Source organism: Psychroflexus torquis ATCC 700755 (assembly GCF_000153485.2).
GTDB lineage: Bacteria > Bacteroidota > Bacteroidia > Flavobacteriales > Flavobacteriaceae > Psychroflexus > Psychroflexus torquis.
Genome location: NC_018721.1, coordinates 2,826,586 through 2,845,061, shown reverse-complemented (window position 1 = coordinate 2,845,061; position 18,476 = coordinate 2,826,586). Strand labels below are relative to the sequence as shown.

General features: G+C 34.0%; 18 protein-coding genes. 3 read left to right on the top strand and 15 right to left on the bottom strand.

Features of this window, described 5'->3' with window-relative positions:
• Nucleotides 1-427 precede the first annotated feature (427 nt).
• From P700755_RS20440 to P700755_RS12145, 7 genes are all read right to left on the bottom strand, one after another.
• Entirely contained in the window at nucleotides 428-799 is a 372-nt protein-coding gene (locus P700755_RS20440; protein ID WP_342626359.1) for a S41 family peptidase, read from the bottom strand.
• Nucleotides 796-1,041, bottom strand: coding sequence for a hypothetical protein (locus P700755_RS20435; RefSeq protein ID WP_051007962.1), 246 nt, complete (start codon nucleotides 1,039-1,041; stop codon nucleotides 796-798). Before P700755_RS20435 ends, P700755_RS20440 begins: the two co-directional genes overlap by 4 nt.
• Nucleotides 1,042-1,182: 141 nt before the next feature.
• A complete protein-coding gene (locus tag P700755_RS20430; RefSeq protein ID WP_051007961.1) occupies nucleotides 1,183-1,671 on the bottom strand; it encodes a hypothetical protein in 489 nt (162 codons plus the stop codon).
• Nucleotides 1,672-1,897: 226 nt separating this feature from the next.
• The gene (locus tag P700755_RS12160) at nucleotides 1,898-2,494 is read right to left on the bottom strand and encodes a hypothetical protein (protein WP_015024958.1); all 597 of its coding nucleotides are present in this window, start codon (nucleotides 2,492-2,494) and stop codon (nucleotides 1,898-1,900) included.
• 508 nt (nucleotides 2,495-3,002) lie between these two features.
• Complete coding sequence (locus P700755_RS12155; RefSeq protein ID WP_015024957.1) at nucleotides 3,003-3,341, bottom strand: hypothetical protein; 339 nt, start codon at nucleotides 3,339-3,341, stop codon at nucleotides 3,003-3,005.
• A gap of 223 nt (nucleotides 3,342-3,564) precedes the next feature.
• Nucleotides 3,565-4,296, bottom strand: a complete 732-nt coding sequence (locus P700755_RS12150) for a hypothetical protein (RefSeq protein ID WP_015024956.1) — start codon at nucleotides 4,294-4,296, stop codon at nucleotides 3,565-3,567.
• 376 nt (nucleotides 4,297-4,672) lie between these two features.
• On the bottom strand, nucleotides 4,673-8,107 hold the full coding sequence (locus P700755_RS12145) for a methylmalonyl-CoA mutase family protein (protein WP_015024955.1): 3,435 nt from the start codon (nucleotides 8,105-8,107) through the stop codon (nucleotides 4,673-4,675).
• A 200-nt stretch (nucleotides 8,108-8,307) separates the two neighbouring features.
• Between P700755_RS12145 and P700755_RS12140 the strand changes: the two genes are divergently transcribed.
• Together P700755_RS12140 and P700755_RS21325 are read left to right on the top strand one after the other, a co-directional pair.
• Complete coding sequence (locus tag P700755_RS12140) at nucleotides 8,308-9,231, top strand: T9SS type A sorting domain-containing protein (RefSeq protein ID WP_015024954.1); 924 nt, start codon at nucleotides 8,308-8,310, stop codon at nucleotides 9,229-9,231.
• A gap of 624 nt (nucleotides 9,232-9,855) precedes the next feature.
• Nucleotides 9,856-10,002: a DUF4197 family protein gene (locus P700755_RS21325; RefSeq protein ID WP_483474994.1), complete on the top strand. Its 147-nt coding sequence runs from the start codon at nucleotides 9,856-9,858 to the stop codon at nucleotides 10,000-10,002.
• Here P700755_RS21325 and P700755_RS12135 read toward each other — a convergent pair.
• The 8 genes from P700755_RS12135 to htpG all read right to left on the bottom strand — a co-directional run bounded on the left by P700755_RS12135 (nucleotide 9,999) and on the right by htpG (nucleotide 17,654).
• A complete protein-coding gene (locus P700755_RS12135) occupies nucleotides 9,999-10,808 on the bottom strand; it encodes an alpha/beta fold hydrolase (RefSeq protein WP_015024953.1) in 810 nt (269 codons plus the stop codon). The two genes, P700755_RS21325 and P700755_RS12135, sit on opposite strands and share 4 nt — an antisense overlap.
• Before the next feature lie 66 nt (nucleotides 10,809-10,874).
• Nucleotides 10,875-11,645 carry a helical backbone metal receptor gene (locus tag P700755_RS12130; RefSeq protein ID WP_015024952.1) on the bottom strand — a complete coding sequence of 257 codons (771 nt, stop codon included), beginning with the start codon at nucleotides 11,643-11,645 and terminating at the stop codon, nucleotides 10,875-10,877.
• 69 nt (nucleotides 11,646-11,714) lie between these two features.
• Nucleotides 11,715-11,951: a hypothetical protein gene (locus tag P700755_RS12125; protein ID WP_015024951.1), complete on the bottom strand. Its 237-nt coding sequence runs from the start codon at nucleotides 11,949-11,951 to the stop codon at nucleotides 11,715-11,717.
• A 162-nt stretch (nucleotides 11,952-12,113) separates the two neighbouring features.
• The gene (gene rplT, locus P700755_RS12120; protein ID WP_003441019.1) at nucleotides 12,114-12,458 is read right to left on the bottom strand and encodes a 50S ribosomal protein L20; all 345 of its coding nucleotides are present in this window, start codon (nucleotides 12,456-12,458) and stop codon (nucleotides 12,114-12,116) included.
• An 84-nt stretch (nucleotides 12,459-12,542) separates the two neighbouring features.
• Nucleotides 12,543-12,740, bottom strand: a complete 198-nt coding sequence (gene rpmI / locus P700755_RS12115; RefSeq protein ID WP_015024950.1) for a 50S ribosomal protein L35 — start codon at nucleotides 12,738-12,740, stop codon at nucleotides 12,543-12,545.
• Nucleotides 12,741-12,767: 27 nt separating this feature from the next.
• Entirely contained in the window at nucleotides 12,768-13,283 is a 516-nt protein-coding gene (infC, locus tag P700755_RS12110; RefSeq protein ID WP_257984588.1) for a translation initiation factor IF-3, read from the bottom strand.
• Nucleotides 13,284-13,343: 60 nt separating this feature from the next.
• Complete coding sequence (gene thrS / locus P700755_RS12105) at nucleotides 13,344-15,290, bottom strand: threonine--tRNA ligase (protein ID WP_015024948.1); 1,947 nt, start codon at nucleotides 15,288-15,290, stop codon at nucleotides 13,344-13,346.
• A gap of 471 nt (nucleotides 15,291-15,761) precedes the next feature.
• The gene (gene htpG / locus P700755_RS12100) at nucleotides 15,762-17,654 is read right to left on the bottom strand and encodes a molecular chaperone HtpG (protein WP_015024946.1); all 1,893 of its coding nucleotides are present in this window, start codon (nucleotides 17,652-17,654) and stop codon (nucleotides 15,762-15,764) included.
• A gap of 157 nt (nucleotides 17,655-17,811) precedes the next feature.
• Here htpG and P700755_RS12095 point away from each other — a divergent pair, with 157 nt between their 5' ends.
• Nucleotides 17,812-18,474 carry a TetR family transcriptional regulator C-terminal domain-containing protein gene (locus tag P700755_RS12095; RefSeq protein WP_015024945.1) on the top strand — a complete coding sequence of 221 codons (663 nt, stop codon included), beginning with the start codon at nucleotides 17,812-17,814 and terminating at the stop codon, nucleotides 18,472-18,474.
• Nucleotides 18,475-18,476: the final 2 nt, after the last annotated feature.

The window sequence follows — 18,476 nt, the reverse complement described above, 5'->3', positions numbered from 1 at the left end:
TGGGCGCATACATAACCTTTCCATACTGGAAGTGTAGGTTTATTCACCACGATAAAAAAAGTCAAAAGAAGTGTGCATGTTATATAGTTTAAAATAAATGTCTTCGTAATAGCTTTCGCTTTATCATTTTACTTTTCGCAATACTCCCGACTCAGAATTCTGCACGAGTTGAATAAATCCATTACTCCAGTTAAAAATCGAGCTCACACTTAACCATAGTTTTTCGTTACCTAAATTACTTTTTAAAAATCAAAATCCAATAAAATCACCTTTAAATGTTTGATTCTGAGTAACTTTTTAATGATGTTATGAAAATAAATTGTTTACACTTTTTGTTTTTAGATTTTTTGCCTTTTCTCCACTTATCTAGCATTAGCCAAAAGTAATTATTTGTTTTCCCATAAAAAGTGAAATTGTGCATAGCGTTTTATTCCACATTTAGTAATTCAATAGTATAGTTCATTTGTGTATCTACATTTTTTATAAAATCTTCAAATGATTGTGTCACTTCTAAATCTGGTGATAGGCCTCTATTATAAGGTTGATTAGACCTTTGTGGTACGTCTTGTTCTAAATTCGCTATCGAAAACCGTGTTACGATTTTTGATTTAGGTAATTTATATTCCATGGGGGTATGTCCATTGTGTCCGTAATATCCACCGATTGTTTCCTCACCTATCGTTATGGTGTTTTGGTTTCCTGCAACCATGGAGGCAAATAAACTACCAGCAGACGCGACTGCTGGACTTATTAATAAATAGATGTTACCTGTGAACGCATTTTTGTTGGGTGACCTTATCTTTTTGCAATTTTGTTTTCTTTGATTTTGGTAAATACACTGTCTAAAAATTTAGCATATTCTTTATGTTCTGCTGATGATTCATTACCCATACTAAAAGAATGGATAGTTAGTAATCCACTTAATGAATCAATTTTTTGAAAGGAATATTTTTGATCATAATTTAAATCAGCATAGTAGATTTGATCAAAAGGTTTTGAATGCCTAGCTCTAAATCTTTCATAATATTTTGAGTAGCTCACGCTATTTATGATGATTTCTTCACTTTTATTAGCATTGTGTTTCTTATAATCAATTTTGAAATTACTTTGTAAGCCATAATTTAATCTGAAATATTTCGAAAAATGTGTTCTTATTCCAAGTCTTTTTCCAGTCAGGTTTTGTCAGTCTGTTGTGTAATATTTATTGAGTTCAGATATTACCTCAGATATAGGAATATCATTAATTGAAATAATTTTAGCGCCTAAAGGTATTTCTCCATTTTTTGAATTAATCAACCATTCGCCTTGTATCCATTTAAGTGGTAATGGGAAATAACCAGTTTTTTCTTTCCGTAAATTTTGCCTTTTCTTATTGGGTATATATGTATCGTTATGAAGGCTGCCTTCGTAATCGGTTACTTCTGAAATTAAATTATAAAACTCTCTATATGTGGTTAGGTTTTTAATTTCGTTTTCTGCCCAAATGTAAATACTGTCAATTTGTTCTTGCGTTCTATATTTATGAAGTCCAGAATTTACTTTTTGTCGAATTTCTTTAAAAACAGCTAAATCTTTTAGCATTTTAGTCTTTGAAAAGGGCTCGTCAACAGATTGCCCAAATCCAATAGAGGAGGTGATCAGTAGGAGGAAAAAAAATATTGATTTTCTCATTAAGATAGTTTTTCTAATGTGGTATAACGTCCCGGCTATGGTTAGTGCGGGAATTAAAAGTAGTGAACTTTCGATTAAGCACTTAGCCAAAACTTTTTATTTTGTTTTATCTTTTTTGTTCTAAAGCCAAATCAAAAAGATTTGGCGGACTTTGTTAAAAAGCTCTAATCTTTGGGTTAAGCACTAAAACCCGTATTAACTATAGCCATTGTTGTAGCACGTTTTTCTACGCTACTTTTAACGCTCTGTTCAATACTTTTAGTTTCTCAATATATTCATTTCCGTATTCCCATTCTGTTGTAAGTTCAGCCCAAATTTTTTGTCGGTTAATTGCTAATTGAATTATTGGTTTATTTTTTTTGTCTATTTTTCCTTCATCTATTAATTGTGCAAATCCTGTTGCAATAACAGAAATGTCAACTGTGAAAATATATTGTTGGTCATTAAAATTTTCGTTTTCAAGTTGAGATTGAATTAAATTTCTGTCGAGTATTTTTTCATTGTATTCGGCTAAATTTTTCTTAGAAACTCCTTCGATAGTCCATCTTATGCATTCAAAGGTTTGTGTATTTGGATTGTCTTTTTTCCAATCTCTAAATTCAGATAAAGCCATATCGCCTTCGTCAGAGCCAAATGGGGCTAATTCATCAACACAAGACCAAAAGAATTCTTCTGGGATTAATTCGACTGCTCTTTCGTGAGCATTATCTTTATCAATTCCATAAGGTTCGTCTTCGATTTCATCAGCTACTTTTTCCGCTTTCTTTTGAGGAATTTCACTCACTTTTTTCTTATTTCCGAAAAGGTTTTTAAAGAATCCCATAGTTTTTTTTTAATGTGCTACAACATCCGTATAAAACCCATTCAAGTCTTTAGTATAGGGTATATATCTATTAAGGAGTATGTTTTATTTTTAACTAAACTAACACTTTCATATATATTATCCAAGGGGCTTTTCTATGAGTTTGTTATGAATAGACAAAACTCAAATGCTTATTACTTCGGTTTTAGTGAATTGATTCTACTTTCTTTGCTATGGTAATGAAAGGCTAACCAGAACATAGATAGACGCCTAGATGACATGAATTTGTGTGCACTTAAGTTAATAATAAACAACCCAATTAAAAGGATTACTCATCTAGACCTAAAAAACCATTCCCAAAATCAATTCATCCCCATAGATCGTCGACAAATAATCGGTTATATCAAAAAGAGCAATCATTTTAGGATATCAACCATGCCAATACTTAGTTACTAGAGGCCATATTTTTTCTTCATTTGTTCATTAAAAAAAATACTTAAGTCTTGGTTTAAAATTTTATCATGTCGGATTACAACATTCCATTCAGGAATCTTTTTTGCATAAATTCAAAGAAGTCAGAATGCTCAGAATCGATAATATCCCAGCCTTTTACGTTTTGTCCAAATGATGGATAGAAAACAACTAAGTTTTCCGTTACTTTTCCGTCCTTAATTTCAAATCCGACAAATGTGTCCATATCTTGTCTGCGTCCAAAAGTCAGAACTTCTCGATTTTGTTCACACTCGATTTTAAATCGTTCATTGATTGAAGAATTCGGGTTGATTTCTGTTTCAAAACTCCGAGGAATGAATTGCGTTAAATTCAGTTTTGCAAACCAATTATATGAATTAGGTATTTCGTAGTTCATCTGTTTCTTCAACTTGTGGCTAACGCCTAATCTATGTTTTTGTAGGGCGATTTAAAAGTACTTATTTTCGTTTAGCTAATTAGCCAAAACTTTGGCTTTGGTGTTTAACTTTTTCTACTGATAAACGCCAAAACAAAGTTTTGGCGGAGTTTATTAATTGCTTTACTGTTTCAATTTACTACCAACTGCCCTATAAAATATAGATGATGTTGGCTGTAGTTGTCTACTTTATGTTAGTCATCATAAGTTGTCCAGTATTATTTAGGCGATATTCTATCATTCGTTCACCATACTCTTTTGTCAATGTTTCGCTTGTCCTAAACTTATATTTTACAAAAACTTTATTATTTGATATTTTTTCTATGAAAGATTCTGCACAGCAATAATTAATTAAAGATTTTATTTCTTGATTTCTCCATAAAATGTCGTTCTCTATGAATTGGTTGTTTATATCATAAATTATAGTTGAATCTGTTTTAGTATTCTTTAATATGATTCTGTCAGACCCGTGAAAACTTCCAGTTTTTAGTATTAACCAATTATCTTGTTTTATAAGCTGTTCGTTTTTATCCCATTGCCTACCATAATATCCTCCATAACCTAAATTTATAGAATCTCCATTCTCCATTAAATATTTGTATGTGACGTCATATTGCCAAGAGTGAAGGTCAGCGTTATAAACAGATTCGCATAATAGTTTCCCTCCTATATTTTGCTTTATTTCTATTGATTCGTATTCAGGTCCAAATCCACTAGGACTAATTATAATGTTAATGACAAGAACAATCATCCCTATTGTTGTAAGTGAAAAAAATGTCAATCCACCATACTTGTAAATTTTTCCTTTGGCCTTAAATTTACGGTACAAGAAAAAAGTCAATACTGGTAAAATGGATAATATAGCTATTCCAAGAATAATCATTAACACAATAAATAATAATCCAATAAAGTCCATTTATCTATTTTTATAATTACAGCCAACATCCATATAAACCCTATTCAAATCTATAATATAGGGCATATCACAATTTATGAGGTTTTTTTTTGATCAACTAAGCTAACACTTTCATACATATTATCCAATGAACTTTCTTAGGGTTTTAAACTAAACCTTTACCCCTATCTATTTTTAAGATAAACATAATTCATTCTTCAGAAAACAAAATAATAAAAAGCCTCGCGTGAGGGATTGTAGCGGTTACCCCGAACTAAAAAAGCAGAAGTCTTACCTGAGTAAGACTTTTGCTTTTGTGGAGGCGTAATAGCAAAAAGCCCGACCCCGTCCCGATCTTTATCGGAACGGGGTCACGCCCATCTACTTTTTAAAAAAATTACATGTTTCTACGGTACTGTCCGCCGACTTCAAAAAGAGCTTCTGTGATTTGACCCAAAGAACAATACTTGGTCGCTTGCATCAATTCTTCGAAGATGTTTTCGTTTTTGATAGCCGCTTCTTGTATGCGTTTTAGGTTGTCTTGTGCTTTACCTTCATGAACCGTATGCAGTTTGTTGAGCGTATTGATTTGGAACTCTTTCTCCTTTTCTGTCGCCCGAATCACTTCCCTTGGTTTTACCGTTGGCGATCCCTTGGAACTCAAGAATGTATTCACCCCAATAATTGGGAATTCGCCTGTGTGCTTAAGCATTTCGTAATGCAGACTCTCTTCTTGTATCTTACTTCGCTGGTACATCGTCTCCATCGCTCCCAAAACTCCGCCACGCTCCGTAAGACGATCAAATTCTAACAAGACGGCTTCTTCGACAAGATCTGTCAATTCTTCAATAATAAAAGAACCTTGGATAGGATTTTCGTTCTTGGCTAAGCCTAATTCTTTGTTGATGATTAACTGGATAGCCATTGCTCGACGAACAGATTCTTCTGTAGGTGTTGTAATCGCTTCATCATACGCATTGGTATGTAGTGAATTACAGTTGTCGTAAATAGCATATAGGGCTTGGAGAGTAGTTCTAATGTCATTAAAATCTATTTCTTGGGCGTGAAGCGAACGACCAGACGTCTGGATATGATACTTCAACATTTGCGCTCGTGAATTTGCTCCATATTTGTCGCGCATAGCTTTGGACCAGATTCGTCTCGCGACCCTACCAATAACCGCATATTCTGGGTCTACTCCGTTGGAGAAAAAGAAACTTAAATTAGGCCCAAACTTATTGATGTCCATTCCACGGCTTAAGTAGTATTCCACATACGTGAATCCGTTAGAAAGCGTTAAAGCCAATTGCGTAATTGGGTTGGCACCTGCTTCAGCAATATGATATCCAGAAATAGAGACAGAATAGAAGTTTCTCACTTTATTTTCTATAAAATACTCCTGAACATCTCCCATGAGTCGTATGGCAAACTCTGTTGAGAAAATACAGGTGTTCTGAGCTTGATCTTCCTTAAGAATATCGGCCTGTACGGTTCCTCTCACTACAGCAATAGTCTCCCGCTTGATCTTCTCATAAACATCGGTAGGCAAAACCATATCTCCAGTAACACCAAGCAACATCAGTCCAAGTCCGCTGTTTCCCTCAGGAAGCTCACCTTGGTAGGTTGGTATCCCACTTCCATTTTCTTTATAGATGGCCTTTATCTTGGCTTTTACATCCTTCTCTAGTCCTTGTTCTTTAATGTATTTTTCACACTGCTGGTCGATTGCGGCATTCATAAAAAAGCCAAGCAACATAGGAGCAGGACCGTTGATGGTCATACTCACAGAAGTCATAGCATCTGCTAAGTCAAATCCCGAGTATAATTTTTTAGCATCATCTAGGCAGCAAATAGACACCCCCGCATTACCAATTTTACCGTAAATATCGGGTCTGTAATCAGGATTATTTCCGTAAAGTGTCACCGAATCAAAAGCTGTAGAGAGTCGTTTTGCAGGTAATCCAGCACTTACATAATGAAACCGTCGATTGGTTCTTTCTGGTCCGCCTTCTCCAGCAAACATTCGGGTTGGATCTTCTCCCGTTCTTTTAAAAGGATATAATCCGGCTGTATAGGGGAATTCACCTGGGACATTTTCTTGTAATAGCCATTTTAGTAAATCACCCCAAGCTTTGTATTTTGGTAAAGCAACTTTGGGTATTTTAAGATGAGAAAGTGACTCGGTATATGTATCGATTTTTATCTCTTTATCTCTAACTTTAAAAGTGTAGACCTCATTTGTATACTTCTGAACGACATTTTCCCAATCTAGAATCTTCCCCCAATTATAAGGGTCAAGGTCCATCTTCACTCTATCAAATTCTTTTTTAAGCAATTCGACTAAAGTTTTGTTATCCTCAGTGATTGTTTCTTTTAATTGCGCTTCATCTAACCCATTTTTATCAAGCTGAAGTTTGCTTTCTGTCACACTTTCTATGGTTTTAAATATACCATAGAGTTTTTGAGCAACCTCTACCTGGGAGTTGGCTTTATCATCATAAGATCTGTTGCTTTCTGAAATTTCTGAAAGGTAACGCGTCCGTGCCGGTGGGATTACGAAAATTTTCTCTGACATCTCATCCGTGATATGGTAATCACTTTTTAGACTAGTAGACGTCTTTTCTGAAAGCTGATCCATAATTCTTTTGTAAAGAATATTCATTCCAGGATCATTAAATTGAGAAGCTATAGTTCCATAAACAGGAAGGGTTTCTGGTTTAGCATCCCATAAATTATGATTGCGTTGGTATTGTTTTTTGACATCTCGAAGCGCATCTTTTGCGCCACGCTTATCGAATTTATTGATCGCCACAAGATCTGCGAAATCTAACATATCTATTTTCTCTAATTGTGTGGCTGCCCCAAATTCTGGCGTCATCACATAGAGAGAAATATCGGAATGGTCCAGAATTTCAGTATCACTTTGGCCGATCCCTGAGGTTTCTAAAATAATTAAATCGTAGTTAGCTGCTTTTAAGACCTCAACCGCTTCTTGAACATATTTCGATAAAGCTAAATTAGATCGACGTGTGGCTAAAGAACGCATATACACTCGTGGAGAGTTAATAGAATTCATACGAATTCTGTCTCCCAGCAAGGCTCCTCCTGTCTTTCGCTTGGAAGGATCTACAGAGATAACTCCTATTTGCTTGTCTTCAAAATCGACCAAGAACCGCCTGATCAATTCGTCTACCAATGAGGATTTACCAGAGCCTCCTGTTCCCGTGATTCCTAAAACAGGGACTTCATTTTTATGGGCTTTCTGTATCGGTAAGAATATTTTTTTAAATTCATCATGCCGATTCTCTGCTAAAGAAATTAATCTAGCGATAGTGTTGGCCTCTTTTTGTTTAAGAAGCTCTGCAATTTTGTCTGGTGCATTCAATTTTGGAGTTGGGAAATCGGATTTTTTGACCAAATCGTTGATCATTCCTTGCAGTCCCATTTCTCGTCCATCATCGGGAGAATAAATCCTAGTGATGCCGTGTTTCATTAATTCTTCAATTTCCTCTGTAAGAATGACTCCACCACCACCGCCAAAAATCTTGATATGACTCGCTCCCTTTTCTTGAAGCAAATCGTACATGTATTTGAAGTATTCATTATGTCCTCCTTGGTAAGAAGTCATAGCTATAGCGTTAACATCTTCTTGAATCGCCGTGTTGACTACTTCTTCTACGCTCCTATCGTGTCCAAGGTGAATAACTTCAACTCCAGTGGACTGAATGATGCGACGCATCACGTTGATAGCGGCATCGTGACCATCGAACAAAGAGGCAGCGGTAACAATTCTGATTTGATTTTGGGGTGTGTATGGTTTTTGTTGCTCCATTATGGTATTGAATTATTATGAAAATTTGTACGGTAAAATTACGAAATATTCAACTCAACGGTTTTGATTTTTAAAAGAATAGTTATAGAATTCTTTTTACTTAAAAACCACTCACTCGTATTATCAACATTATTGCCATTTTCCATTACATATGTTATATAATTTGTTATTTTTGTAATTAAATCTTAAAATTAAGTATTATGAAAAAAATTTACTTATCAATTACAGCACTATTATTTGCATTTAGTGCGAATGCCCAAATCATCGTTGATGATTTTGAAGATTACAATTTAGGGCCTATGGAACAACAAAATCCTGATATCTGGAGAACTTGGTCTGATGGTTTCGTAGAAGCTGAAAGTATCTTAGTTAGTGCTGACCAACAATTTTCTGGATCACTATCTGGATTTATAGGTGCTGGGCCTGGACCACAAGATGCAGTTCTAAAATTAGGTAATTTAGAATCCGGAGATTATACTTTAGAATTCCAAATGTATATCCCAGCGGGAAAAGGTGGATATTTTAATATTCAAGGAGCAATACCAGATGGAACTGTTACAGGCGTATTTAATTCCGGTAATGTTAATTTTAATCCGAACGGAGTAGATCCTGGATTGGGAATAGATGAATTCTTAAATGCACCAGAATTTGATTACAGTTTTGATTATCCTGAAGGACAGTGGTTTAAAGTTTCACTTTTCTTCGATCTAGATGGTGGTGATGTTCCTACGTATCAACTATCTATTAACGGAGAAGTAGCAAATGAAACTCCAATACCATTTCAAGAAGATACAGTTTTAGGAGGCATTGACTTTTTTGCCAATGATGCAAATTGCGAATATTGGATTGATGATATCCTTTTTGTAGAAGGTACTCTTTCTTCAGTTAGTTTCGATTCTATTGAGCTAAAAGCTTACCCTAACCCAGTTGTAAATGTTTTGAACATTAAGTCTGCTAACACTATTGATAATGTTTCTGTTTACAACTTATTAGGACAAACTATTTTAACAGTTTCTCCTAACAGTTTAGAAACTCAGTTAGATTTTAGTAATCTTAGTAAAGGGTCTTACCTTGTTGAAATTACAGTTGGAAATAAAAAAGCTGTGAAAAAAATAATCAAATAGTAAGTTTTATTTTTTACAAATTAATTTGAGCCTACACTTTATTGTGTAGGCTTTTTTAATAGATATCACCAATGAGACGGATTTTATATTTGAGAATAGCATAAAGAGCGGTATTAGCTTCTTCATGAGCTGAACTTCAACAGATTTTAAGAGATATCGAAGTCTTAAATTCTAACTGGAGAGTAAATAAGAAAAGGCTTAAAAGAAGCCTTAACTAGCTATCAACAAAAAAATATCAAAGCTCTCTGAAGACGATGTCATTTATTTAAACCTAATGGTCAAAATTGAATTGATTAGCGAATGAGACAGTTGAAAATATACTCTAAAGAATGGGCTTGGAATCATTAACATAAAAAAGGGGTTCGTGCCTTAAATAAAGCTGCTGTAGAGACTGCAAAAAAGCTGCTCAGCTATTTATAGCAAACCATTAAAGACCTTCCATCTGAAAACTCAAAAGCCATTTTATTAGTGCGGCCCTTCAGATGCTACAGATTATTAGAATAGGAAATAGATAATACATTAGATTTCAACCTATGGCAGAATCTAACTTCAAGAAAGTAAGATCTGATTAAATATAGGAAGCAATCATACAGCGATACATCCAAATACCCTTAAACAAAAGAAATCAACCCTAATTTAATGGATTATCTGACTTCACAGGTATTGAAGGGAATTTGTCAACTGATTAAAATGGAAGAAATTGAAATTAGGAATGACATAAATGAATCATCTTTCCTATTATTAAGTAGAGTATTCGCCCTCCAAAATTAAACCAATTTCAAAGACGCGTTTGGGTATTCGAGGCTTTTTATAAAGTCGATCACTTGAGTATTGAATACTTTAGGCTGTTCTACATTAACTACATGTCCACAGTTCTTCACTATAAATAACTTGGCTTCCTTATGAGTTTCTGAAATCTTTTTAACCGCTGGTAAAAACAAATGGTCTTGTTCTCCCATCATGTACAGAGAAGGGATATCAATTGGCTTTTGTCTAAAGAATTTTAATAATGGATTGATTTCAGAAGTCAGCTTGAACCATCTAATGAATTCTTTTTGATAAAGTTTTTTTGCTTCATTTACAAAGAGATTTCTTGATTTTTTATGGTTTTTCCTCGGCATGATGATAAATGCAAATAATCTATAAAGAATCATGTAAGGGACAACTGACTTAAAGATGACGCCTACTTTAATTAAAAATCTAGATCTTACATTCATTTTCATAATAGCGCCTCCCATAATCATACTTGAGACTCGATTAGGGTAATTCTCGGCTAAATTCCTTATTAAGATAGTCCCTAAAGAAATTCCTACAAAATGTGATTTCTCAATGTCATTTAAGTTTAAAACCTCAATAATATCATCTGTAATAGCATCAAAAGTATAATTTTCATTAAGCGAATCTTGAAGTTTAGGTTTAGAGTTCCCATGCCCCCTCAAGTCAAGTAGTAATATATTAAAATGAACACGGAATGTTCTTAATTGCTTAAACCAAATAGATGAACTTCCACCAGCACCATGAACAAAAGTGACCCATTGTTGGGAAGTGTCATGATGATATATAGAGTGGTTTATCAAGTTTTTAATGCAAATATAATAAGTTTAGCCTTGATAAGACAAATAACCGAAAATCATGTTATAATTTTATAATTTGTCTCTCAATAATTTAAAATAGGAAAAGGCTTTTACAAGTCTCGAACCATACCAACTAAAGTATTCTCCATCTACAATTTCTATGTTACGATCTTCAACTGGTAATTCCGTTTTGTGGCCCTCTTTAAATGGAAATGGTTCTGAGGATAGCAAAACACAATCTACTCTTTTAAGAGCCTTAATATCGACTTCAGGATAACGTTGAAGGTGAGCATAAACATTTTCAAAGTTATTTAACTCCAACATATAATTGATAAAAGTTGAAGACCCAACAACCATCCACGGATTCCTCCAGATAAAGTAAGCGACTTTAAGTTTTGGTTTATTCTTTATGAAATTTTGAAAATCTAGAAATTGGCTTTCAATATCTTCTATCAGCTGTCGTCCTTTTTCCGCGACACCAAACAGAAAGGATATATCTGAAATTAAACCTTTTAAATCTTTTAGATTATTTATGTCACTTACATAAACTTTGAGTTCATTTGACAACAAGTCAATATCTTCAAAAGTGTTTTCTTCCTTATTGGCTAAAATAAAATCAGGTTGTAAGGCCTTGATCTTATCCAACTTTACATTTTTGGTACCACCAATAATTTCAGCACTCTCTTTAATATCTTTTGGATGAACACAAAACTTGGTCACGCCTACTAGTTTTGACCTTAACCCTAAATCTACAAGTAGTTCTGTTAAGCTTGGAACTAGACAAACTAGACGTTGGGGAATAGTTTCAAAATGGAGTCCTCTACCTAGTTGATCTTTCATAGCTCTAAACTAAAAAATACAAATCGATATTTCAGCTAGTTTAAAGATTTTAGATAGAAAATTGTATTTTTATTCAGGACTCCAGGAGTTACAAAGCATTCCAGGAGCTGCCTTTTTAGGATGAGCACATAATTCAGATTCATATTTACTACAATCTGAGCAACTCCTCTCATTTTTGAGAGCTGCTTTCATTTTAAACTGGTCACAGGTATATTTTGAAGACACCATAACATTATGTTGACTACAAAATGCATTTTCTACTAAGTGCTTACAGTTTCCACAGTTATTCGCAAATCTAATAGCCATAATTATTTTTTTTAGTTAAACATTCATTACTAAATTAAGGATTTAACGTATCATACTATTGAAATTGTTGAGAATATCTCTTTATAAATGATTAGACTAAATTAAAATAAAAAACCTGTTCGATAAGAACAGGTTTTAAATTGCGATAATAATTAATTAAAATTATTTTACTTTATCTACGACAGCTTTAAAAGCTTCAGGATTGTTCATTGCTAAATCAGCAAGAACTTTTCTGTTTAACTCTATGTTGTGAGCTTTTACTTTTCCCATAAATTGAGAGTAAGATAATCCGTGCAATCTTGCTGCAGCATTAATTCTAATGATCCAAAGCGATCTGAAATTTCTCTTTTTGGTTTTACGGTCTCTGTAAGCATATAACATTGCTTTTTCGACTGCATTCTTGGCTATTGTCCAAACGTTTTTACGACGTCCGAAGTAACCTTTGGCTTGCTTCATTATTTTTTTACGTCTGGCTCTGGAAGCGACGGAATTTGTTGATCTTGGCATAATTTGATGTTTTTTGTAGTAGGCAGTTTATAATAAACATTTTATGAGCCTAACTCCATGGATTAATAATAGTAACCTGTTGTCTTATTTTAAGCGTAATTGAGTTTTGATGCTACGTACGTCTGCTTTATCAACTAAAGTAGAATGCGTTAACTTCAATTTTCTCTTTTTTGACTTTTTGGTCAAAATGTGACTTTTGAATGCATGTTTACGTTTTATTTTACCTGTACCGGTAATTTTAAAACGCTTTTTAGCACTCGATTTTGTTTTCATCTTTGGCATTTGGATCTGTATTTGGAATTATCGCAATTATTTTTTTGAAACAGGAGCAAGAATCATGATCATTCTTTTCCCTTCTAGTTTCGGCATTTGTTCGACTTTGGCCAGATCTTCTAAATCTTGAGCAAGTCTAAGTAATAAAATTTGTCCCTTATCTTTAAAAACGATGGAACGACCTTTAAAAAATACAAATGCTTTCAGTTTAGCTCCATCTTTGAGAAACTTCTCTGCATTTTTCTTTTTAAATTCATAATCGTGATCATCGGTATTGGGACCAAAGCGAATCTCTTTCACAACAACTTGAGTTGTCTTTGCTTTTAGAACTTTTTCACGCTTCTTTTGTTCATACAAGAATTTCTTGTAGTCCATAACTTTACAAACAGGAGGATCTGCTTTTGGAGATATTTCAACTAAATCGAGTTCCTGCTCTTCCGCCATGGCGAGAGCCTCTTTTAAGGAATAGATATCTACTTTCACATTCTCACCAACAAGACGAACCTTTGGAGCTCTTATTTTATCGTTGATCTTATGAGGGTTCTCTTTTATCTGCCTCGGTGACTGTCTTGATTTTTTTCTACGTATTGCTATGGCTATATAATTTTTTAATTAAACTTCAAATTTATAGATTTCTTTATCTATTTGTGCATTTATAATTTCAGCGAAACTTGTAATGGACATCTGACCTAAGTCTTCACCTCCATGTTTTCTTACAGAAACCGTTTCATTTTCAACCTCAGATTCACCAACGATGAGCATATAAGGTGTCTTGTTCATTTCAGCCTCACGGATTTTCTTGCCCATGGTTTCTCCTCTGTTATCAAAAGTAGCGCGAATTTCGTGTTTTTTAAGTAAACTTAAAACTTTTTTAGAATAATTTTCATATTTCTCACTGATTGATAGGATAGTAGCTTGTTCAGGCATCAACCATAGCGGAAAATTTCCGCCAGTATGCTCTATTAGGATAGCTATAAAACGTTCTAGACTCCCAAAAGGTGCTCTGTGAATCATCACAGGCCTATGCATTTCATTATCACTTCCCTTATATTCCAATTCAAAACGTTCCGGCAAATTATAGTCAACTTGTATAGTTCCGAGTTGCCATTGTCTTCCTAAAGCATCTTTGACCATAAAATCGAGCTTAGGTCCATAAAATGCAGCTTCACCTTTTACAATTTTATAGGTTAGTCCTTTCTCTTCTGCCGCATTTAATATGGCAGATTCTGCCTTTTTCCAGTTTTCATCAGATCCTATATATTTTGATGGATTTTCCGGATCTCTTAAAGAGACTTGAGCCGTGAAATTTTCAAATCCCAAGGACCCAAATACGTAAAGCACTAAATCTATAACTTTCTTAAATTCCTCATCCAGCTGTTCTGGTGTGCAAAAAATATGAGCATCGTCTTGTGTAAATCCTCTTACTCTAGTAAGCCCATGTAGTTCACCACTTTGTTCATATCTATACACTGTTCCAAACTCCGCATACCTTTGTGGTAAATCTCTATAGCTCCAAGTTTGTGCATTATAGATTTCACAGTGGTGAGGACAATTCATAGGCTTAAGAAGGTATTCTTCTCCATCCTGAGGTGTCTTTATAGGCTGGAAACTATCTTCTCCATACTTCTGAAAATGACCAGAAGTCATATATAATTCTTTTTGTCCTATATGAGGTGATACAACCGGTTGGTAGCCTGCATTTTCTTGAGCATCTTTTAGAAATTTCTCCAAACGATCTCTTAACGCTGCCCCTTTTGGTAACCATAAAGGAAGACCAAGTCCCACTTTTTGAGAAAATGCAAACAACTTCAATTCTTTCCCCAGCTTTCTATGGTCTCTTTTTTTGGCCTCTTCTAGAAGTTCTAGATATTCTTTAAGCTCTTTTTGTTTTGGAAATGAAATTCCATAAATCCGAGTCAGTTGAGCATTATTTTCATCGCCTCGCCAATAAGCTCCTGCAATGTTCATCAATTTAACAGCTTTTATAAAGCCTGTATTTGGAATATGTCCGCCTCTACATAAATCTGTAAAATCATCGTGGTCACAAAAAGTAATCTCGCCGTCGGTGAGGTTTTCTATAAGCTCAACTTTATAAGGGTTGTTTTTTGTTTTGTAATACTCTAAGGCTTCTGTTTTCGATACAGGATGCATCTGGAAGTCATGCTTACCTCTAGCGAGTTCGAGCATCTTCTTTTCAATTTCAGGAAAATCATTTTCAGAAATTGATTGACCATTAGGGTCTACATCGTAGTAAAATCCTTTATCTATCGAAGGCCCAATGGTAAGATTTACACCTGGGTATAGTTTGGTAATAGCCTGAGCTAAAAGATGAGCGGTAGAATGCCAAAAAGCCTGCTTACCGTCATCATCCTTAAAGGTTAAAAGAACTAAATTACCATCCTCTTCAAGCGGCGTAATAGTTTCGACAACATTATCATTAAACTTAGCAGAAATGACGTTTCTAGCTAATCCCGCACTTATGCTAAAAGCAACATTCATAGGTGTTGATCCTTTGTCAAACTGCTTTACGCTTCCATCAGGTAAAGTAATATTTATCATCGTTCTTTCTAATTTCGTGCAAAGATAGTTAGATAATCTTTCTTTGCAATATCAAATGGCTTTTGTTTGGTTCAATACAGAACCATATGTCCATTTATCCTTTAAATAGTGCACACAATCAGATTTTTTTTCAACCTTTAAAAGTCACATGGACACCAGCTATCTTTAAAAATAAAAAAACTTTCTAAAAACTTAAAATTTTGTCATTCTGAATTTATTTCAGAATCTCAATTAATTAAAACGTAGACCTTGAAACTCAATAAGCTTGGGAGAAGGTGACAAAATTTCAGGTTTTTAAACAGCTTCTTTAGAAATTTAATCTGATTTTTTTTGCAGCAATTTTTCTTTCAAATATGGCATACAATCAAATTCTATTTCAATCTTTAAAAGTCTCGTTGGTAGTCAGAGATCTTGAAATAAAAAAACCACTTCCGAGGAAGTGGTTTTTAAAACTTAATATGAAATCTTGTATTATTTAATCATTTTGAAGCTTCGCTCAACGAAATTCGTCAATTCTTCTCCCTTTAATAAATTCTGAGAAAGAAGTGCTAAATCTAAACTCTGCTTAATTAGAGCTTCTTTTTTAGAATCTTCTTTTGCTTTCAGAATTTTAGAGATCAATGGGTTGTTGGTGTTTACCACTAAATTGTACATTTCTGGCATATTTCCCATTCCAAACATTCCTCCGCCACCGGATTGCTGCATCTCTTTCATTCGACGCATAAACTCAGGCTGAGTTATCACTACTGGAGCAGTATCAGAATCTAGCGCTTCCAACTGTACGGTGTAGCGTTCTTTAGGAACTACAGTTTCGAAACTAGTCTTAACGGTTTCTTTTTCTTCATCGCTAAGTTTAGACACTTGCTCAGTATCCTTTTTAATCAAGTTTTCAACGTGATCACTATCTACTCTAACGAAAGAAACTTTTTGCTCGTTTTCCTGTTCTATTTTCTGAATTAAATGAGATACGATAGGAGAGTCTAACAAGACCACTTTGTACCCTTTAGCTTCAGCTCTTTTAATATAGCTATGTTGCGTATCTTTATTTGAAGCATAAAGAATTACTAGCTTATCCTCCTTATCCGTTTGCAGTTCTGAAATCTCATTTTTCAGTTCCTCTAAGGTGTAGAATTTTTCATCTGTAGTTGGATATAAAGCGAAGCTCTGGGCTTTTTCAAAAAACTTGTCTTCAGAAAGCATTCCATATTCTATCACTACTTTGATGTCGTTCCATTTCTTTTCAAAATCTTCTCTATTATCATTGAATATGGATTTCAACTTATCGGCAACCTTTCTAGTGATATAACTAGAAATCTTTTTGACAGCACCATCTGCTTGTAAATAAGACCTAGAAACATTTAAAGGAATGTCAGGTGAGTCGATAACACCTTTCAACATCGTCAAAAATTCCGGTACGATGCCTTCTACATTGTCTGTGACATAAACCTGATTTTGATACAGTTGAATTTTATCTTTTTGTGCAGATAGGTCGTTACCCAATTTTGGAAAGTAGAGAATCCCTGTCAAGTTAAACGGGTAATCTACGTTTAAGTGAATATGAAATAAAGGCTCTTCAAATTGAGTTGGGTACAATTCACTATAAAATGAATTATAATCTGCATCTTCAAGTTCTGTAGGTTGCTTAGTCCAAGCTGGATTAGGATTGTTGATAATATTATCTACAGTCACTTTTTTTGGCTCATCCTCTTCTTTAGCATCCTCAGCCTTTGGAAGTTCTTTTTCCTTTGTTCCAAACTTAATGGAAATAGGCATAAACTTATTGTACTTCACAAGAAGTTCGGTGATCCTTTGGTCTTCTAGAAATTCTTTTTCGTCATCATTGATATGAAGAATAATTTCAGTACCGCGATCAGTTTTATCAGACTCTTCTAAGCTAAATTTAGTAGTCCCTTCACAAGTCCAATGGGCTGCTGGCTCGTCTTTCCAAGATTTGGTTTTGATCTCGACTTTATTAGCCACCATAAAGGCAGAATAGAAGCCTAAACCAAAATGACCTATAATCCCCGTATCTTTCGAATCGGAATCTTTATATTTTTCTAAAAATTCTTCAGCACCTGAAAAAGCAATTTCATTAATATATTTTTCAACTTCATCCTTAGTCATTCCTACACCTTCATCGATAATATGAAGTGTATTGTCTTCTTTATTAATTTTGATTTCAATTTTAGGATGCTTGGCTTCAATTTTAGCCTCACCAATTCTAATCAAATGATTCAGCTTTAAAGTCGCGTCAGTTGCATTGGAAATCAATTCCCTTAGGAATATTTCGTGATCGCTGTAAAGGAATTTTTTAATCAGTGGAAAAATGTTTTCTACTGAAACGTTAATATTACCGGTAGCCATATATATTATTTTTAATTTACTAATCAATAGCAAACTAAATACCGCTAATGCTTTTGTGACAATCTGACATAAGGACAGTAGATTTAACAAAAGATTTCGTTTAAAGTTAAACCATGAAAATCAAACAATAATTATATTTGTATATAAATTTAATATTATGGCAACCAAACCTAAAGTTGAAAAGAACTTATCTAAGATCGACATCATAACTTATTATATGGATCATGTCTTAGAGCATGAACACATTCCTAGGTCGGTTTATAAGTTTGCTAAGAATAACAAATTTGAAGAGAAAGATTTTTATAAATACTTCGGTAATTTTCAAGCCCTAAGGGAAGATATCTGGGAATCCTTTTTTGATAATGCCCATTCCCTGATGAATCAAAATGAAGAAGTTGCTAATTATGGAAGTAGAGAGAAAATGCTCACCTTCTTTTTTACCTTCTTTGAAATTTTGACTGCTAATAGAAGTTACGTACTTTATGTTCTTGAGGAAAATGAAGATCAGCTTAAGAACTTAAAACAATTAAAAGGCTTGCGTAGAAATATCAAATCTTTTGCAAAGGAGTTGATAGAAGATGACAATGATGAGAAGTCTTACAGCTTTCTAAAACGAAATGAATCTATCTATTCTGAAGCCGCATGGATTCAATTTTTATTTCTGTTGAAATTCTGGAAAGATGATAAATCAGCAGATTTTGAAAAAACAGATGTTGCTATTGAAAAATCCGTCAACACCATTTTTGACGTACTTGATAATACCCCTCTTGAAAAGGTTTTCGATTTCGGAAAATTCCTTTACAAAGAAACAATGAAATAAGC

Bases quoted from the DNA above. Each gene is read 5' to 3' on its own strand.
- P700755_RS20430 (WP_051007961.1), bottom strand. From the start codon at position 1,671: ATGAGAAAATCAATATTTTTTTTCCTCCTACTGATCACCTCCTCTATT.
- thrS (WP_015024948.1), bottom strand. From the start codon at position 15,290: ATGATAAATATTACTTTACCTGATGGAAGCGTAAAGCAGTTTGACAAA.
- rplT (WP_003441019.1), bottom strand. From the start codon at position 12,458: ATGCCAAGATCAACAAATTCCGTCGCTTCCAGAGCCAGACGTAAAAAA.
- P700755_RS12145 (WP_015024955.1), bottom strand. From the start codon at position 8,107: ATGGAGCAACAAAAACCATACACACCCCAAAATCAAATCAGAATTGTT.
- P700755_RS12130 (WP_015024952.1), bottom strand. From the start codon at position 11,645: ATGAAAGATCAACTAGGTAGAGGACTCCATTTTGAAACTATTCCCCAA.
- rpmI (WP_015024950.1), bottom strand. From the start codon at position 12,740: ATGCCAAAGATGAAAACAAAATCGAGTGCTAAAAAGCGTTTTAAAATT.
- P700755_RS12095 (WP_015024945.1), top strand. From the start codon at position 17,812: ATGGCAACCAAACCTAAAGTTGAAAAGAACTTATCTAAGATCGACATC.
- P700755_RS12155 (WP_015024957.1), bottom strand. From the start codon at position 3,341: ATGAACTACGAAATACCTAATTCATATAATTGGTTTGCAAAACTGAAT.
- P700755_RS12150 (WP_015024956.1), bottom strand. From the start codon at position 4,296: ATGGACTTTATTGGATTATTATTTATTGTGTTAATGATTATTCTTGGA.
- P700755_RS12125 (WP_015024951.1), bottom strand. From the start codon at position 11,951: ATGGCTATTAGATTTGCGAATAACTGTGGAAACTGTAAGCACTTAGTA.
- P700755_RS12160 (WP_015024958.1), bottom strand. From the start codon at position 2,494: ATGGGATTCTTTAAAAACCTTTTCGGAAATAAGAAAAAAGTGAGTGAA.
- P700755_RS12140 (WP_015024954.1), top strand. From the start codon at position 8,308: ATGAAAAAAATTTACTTATCAATTACAGCACTATTATTTGCATTTAGT.
- htpG (WP_015024946.1), bottom strand. From the start codon at position 17,654: ATGGCTACCGGTAATATTAACGTTTCAGTAGAAAACATTTTTCCACTG.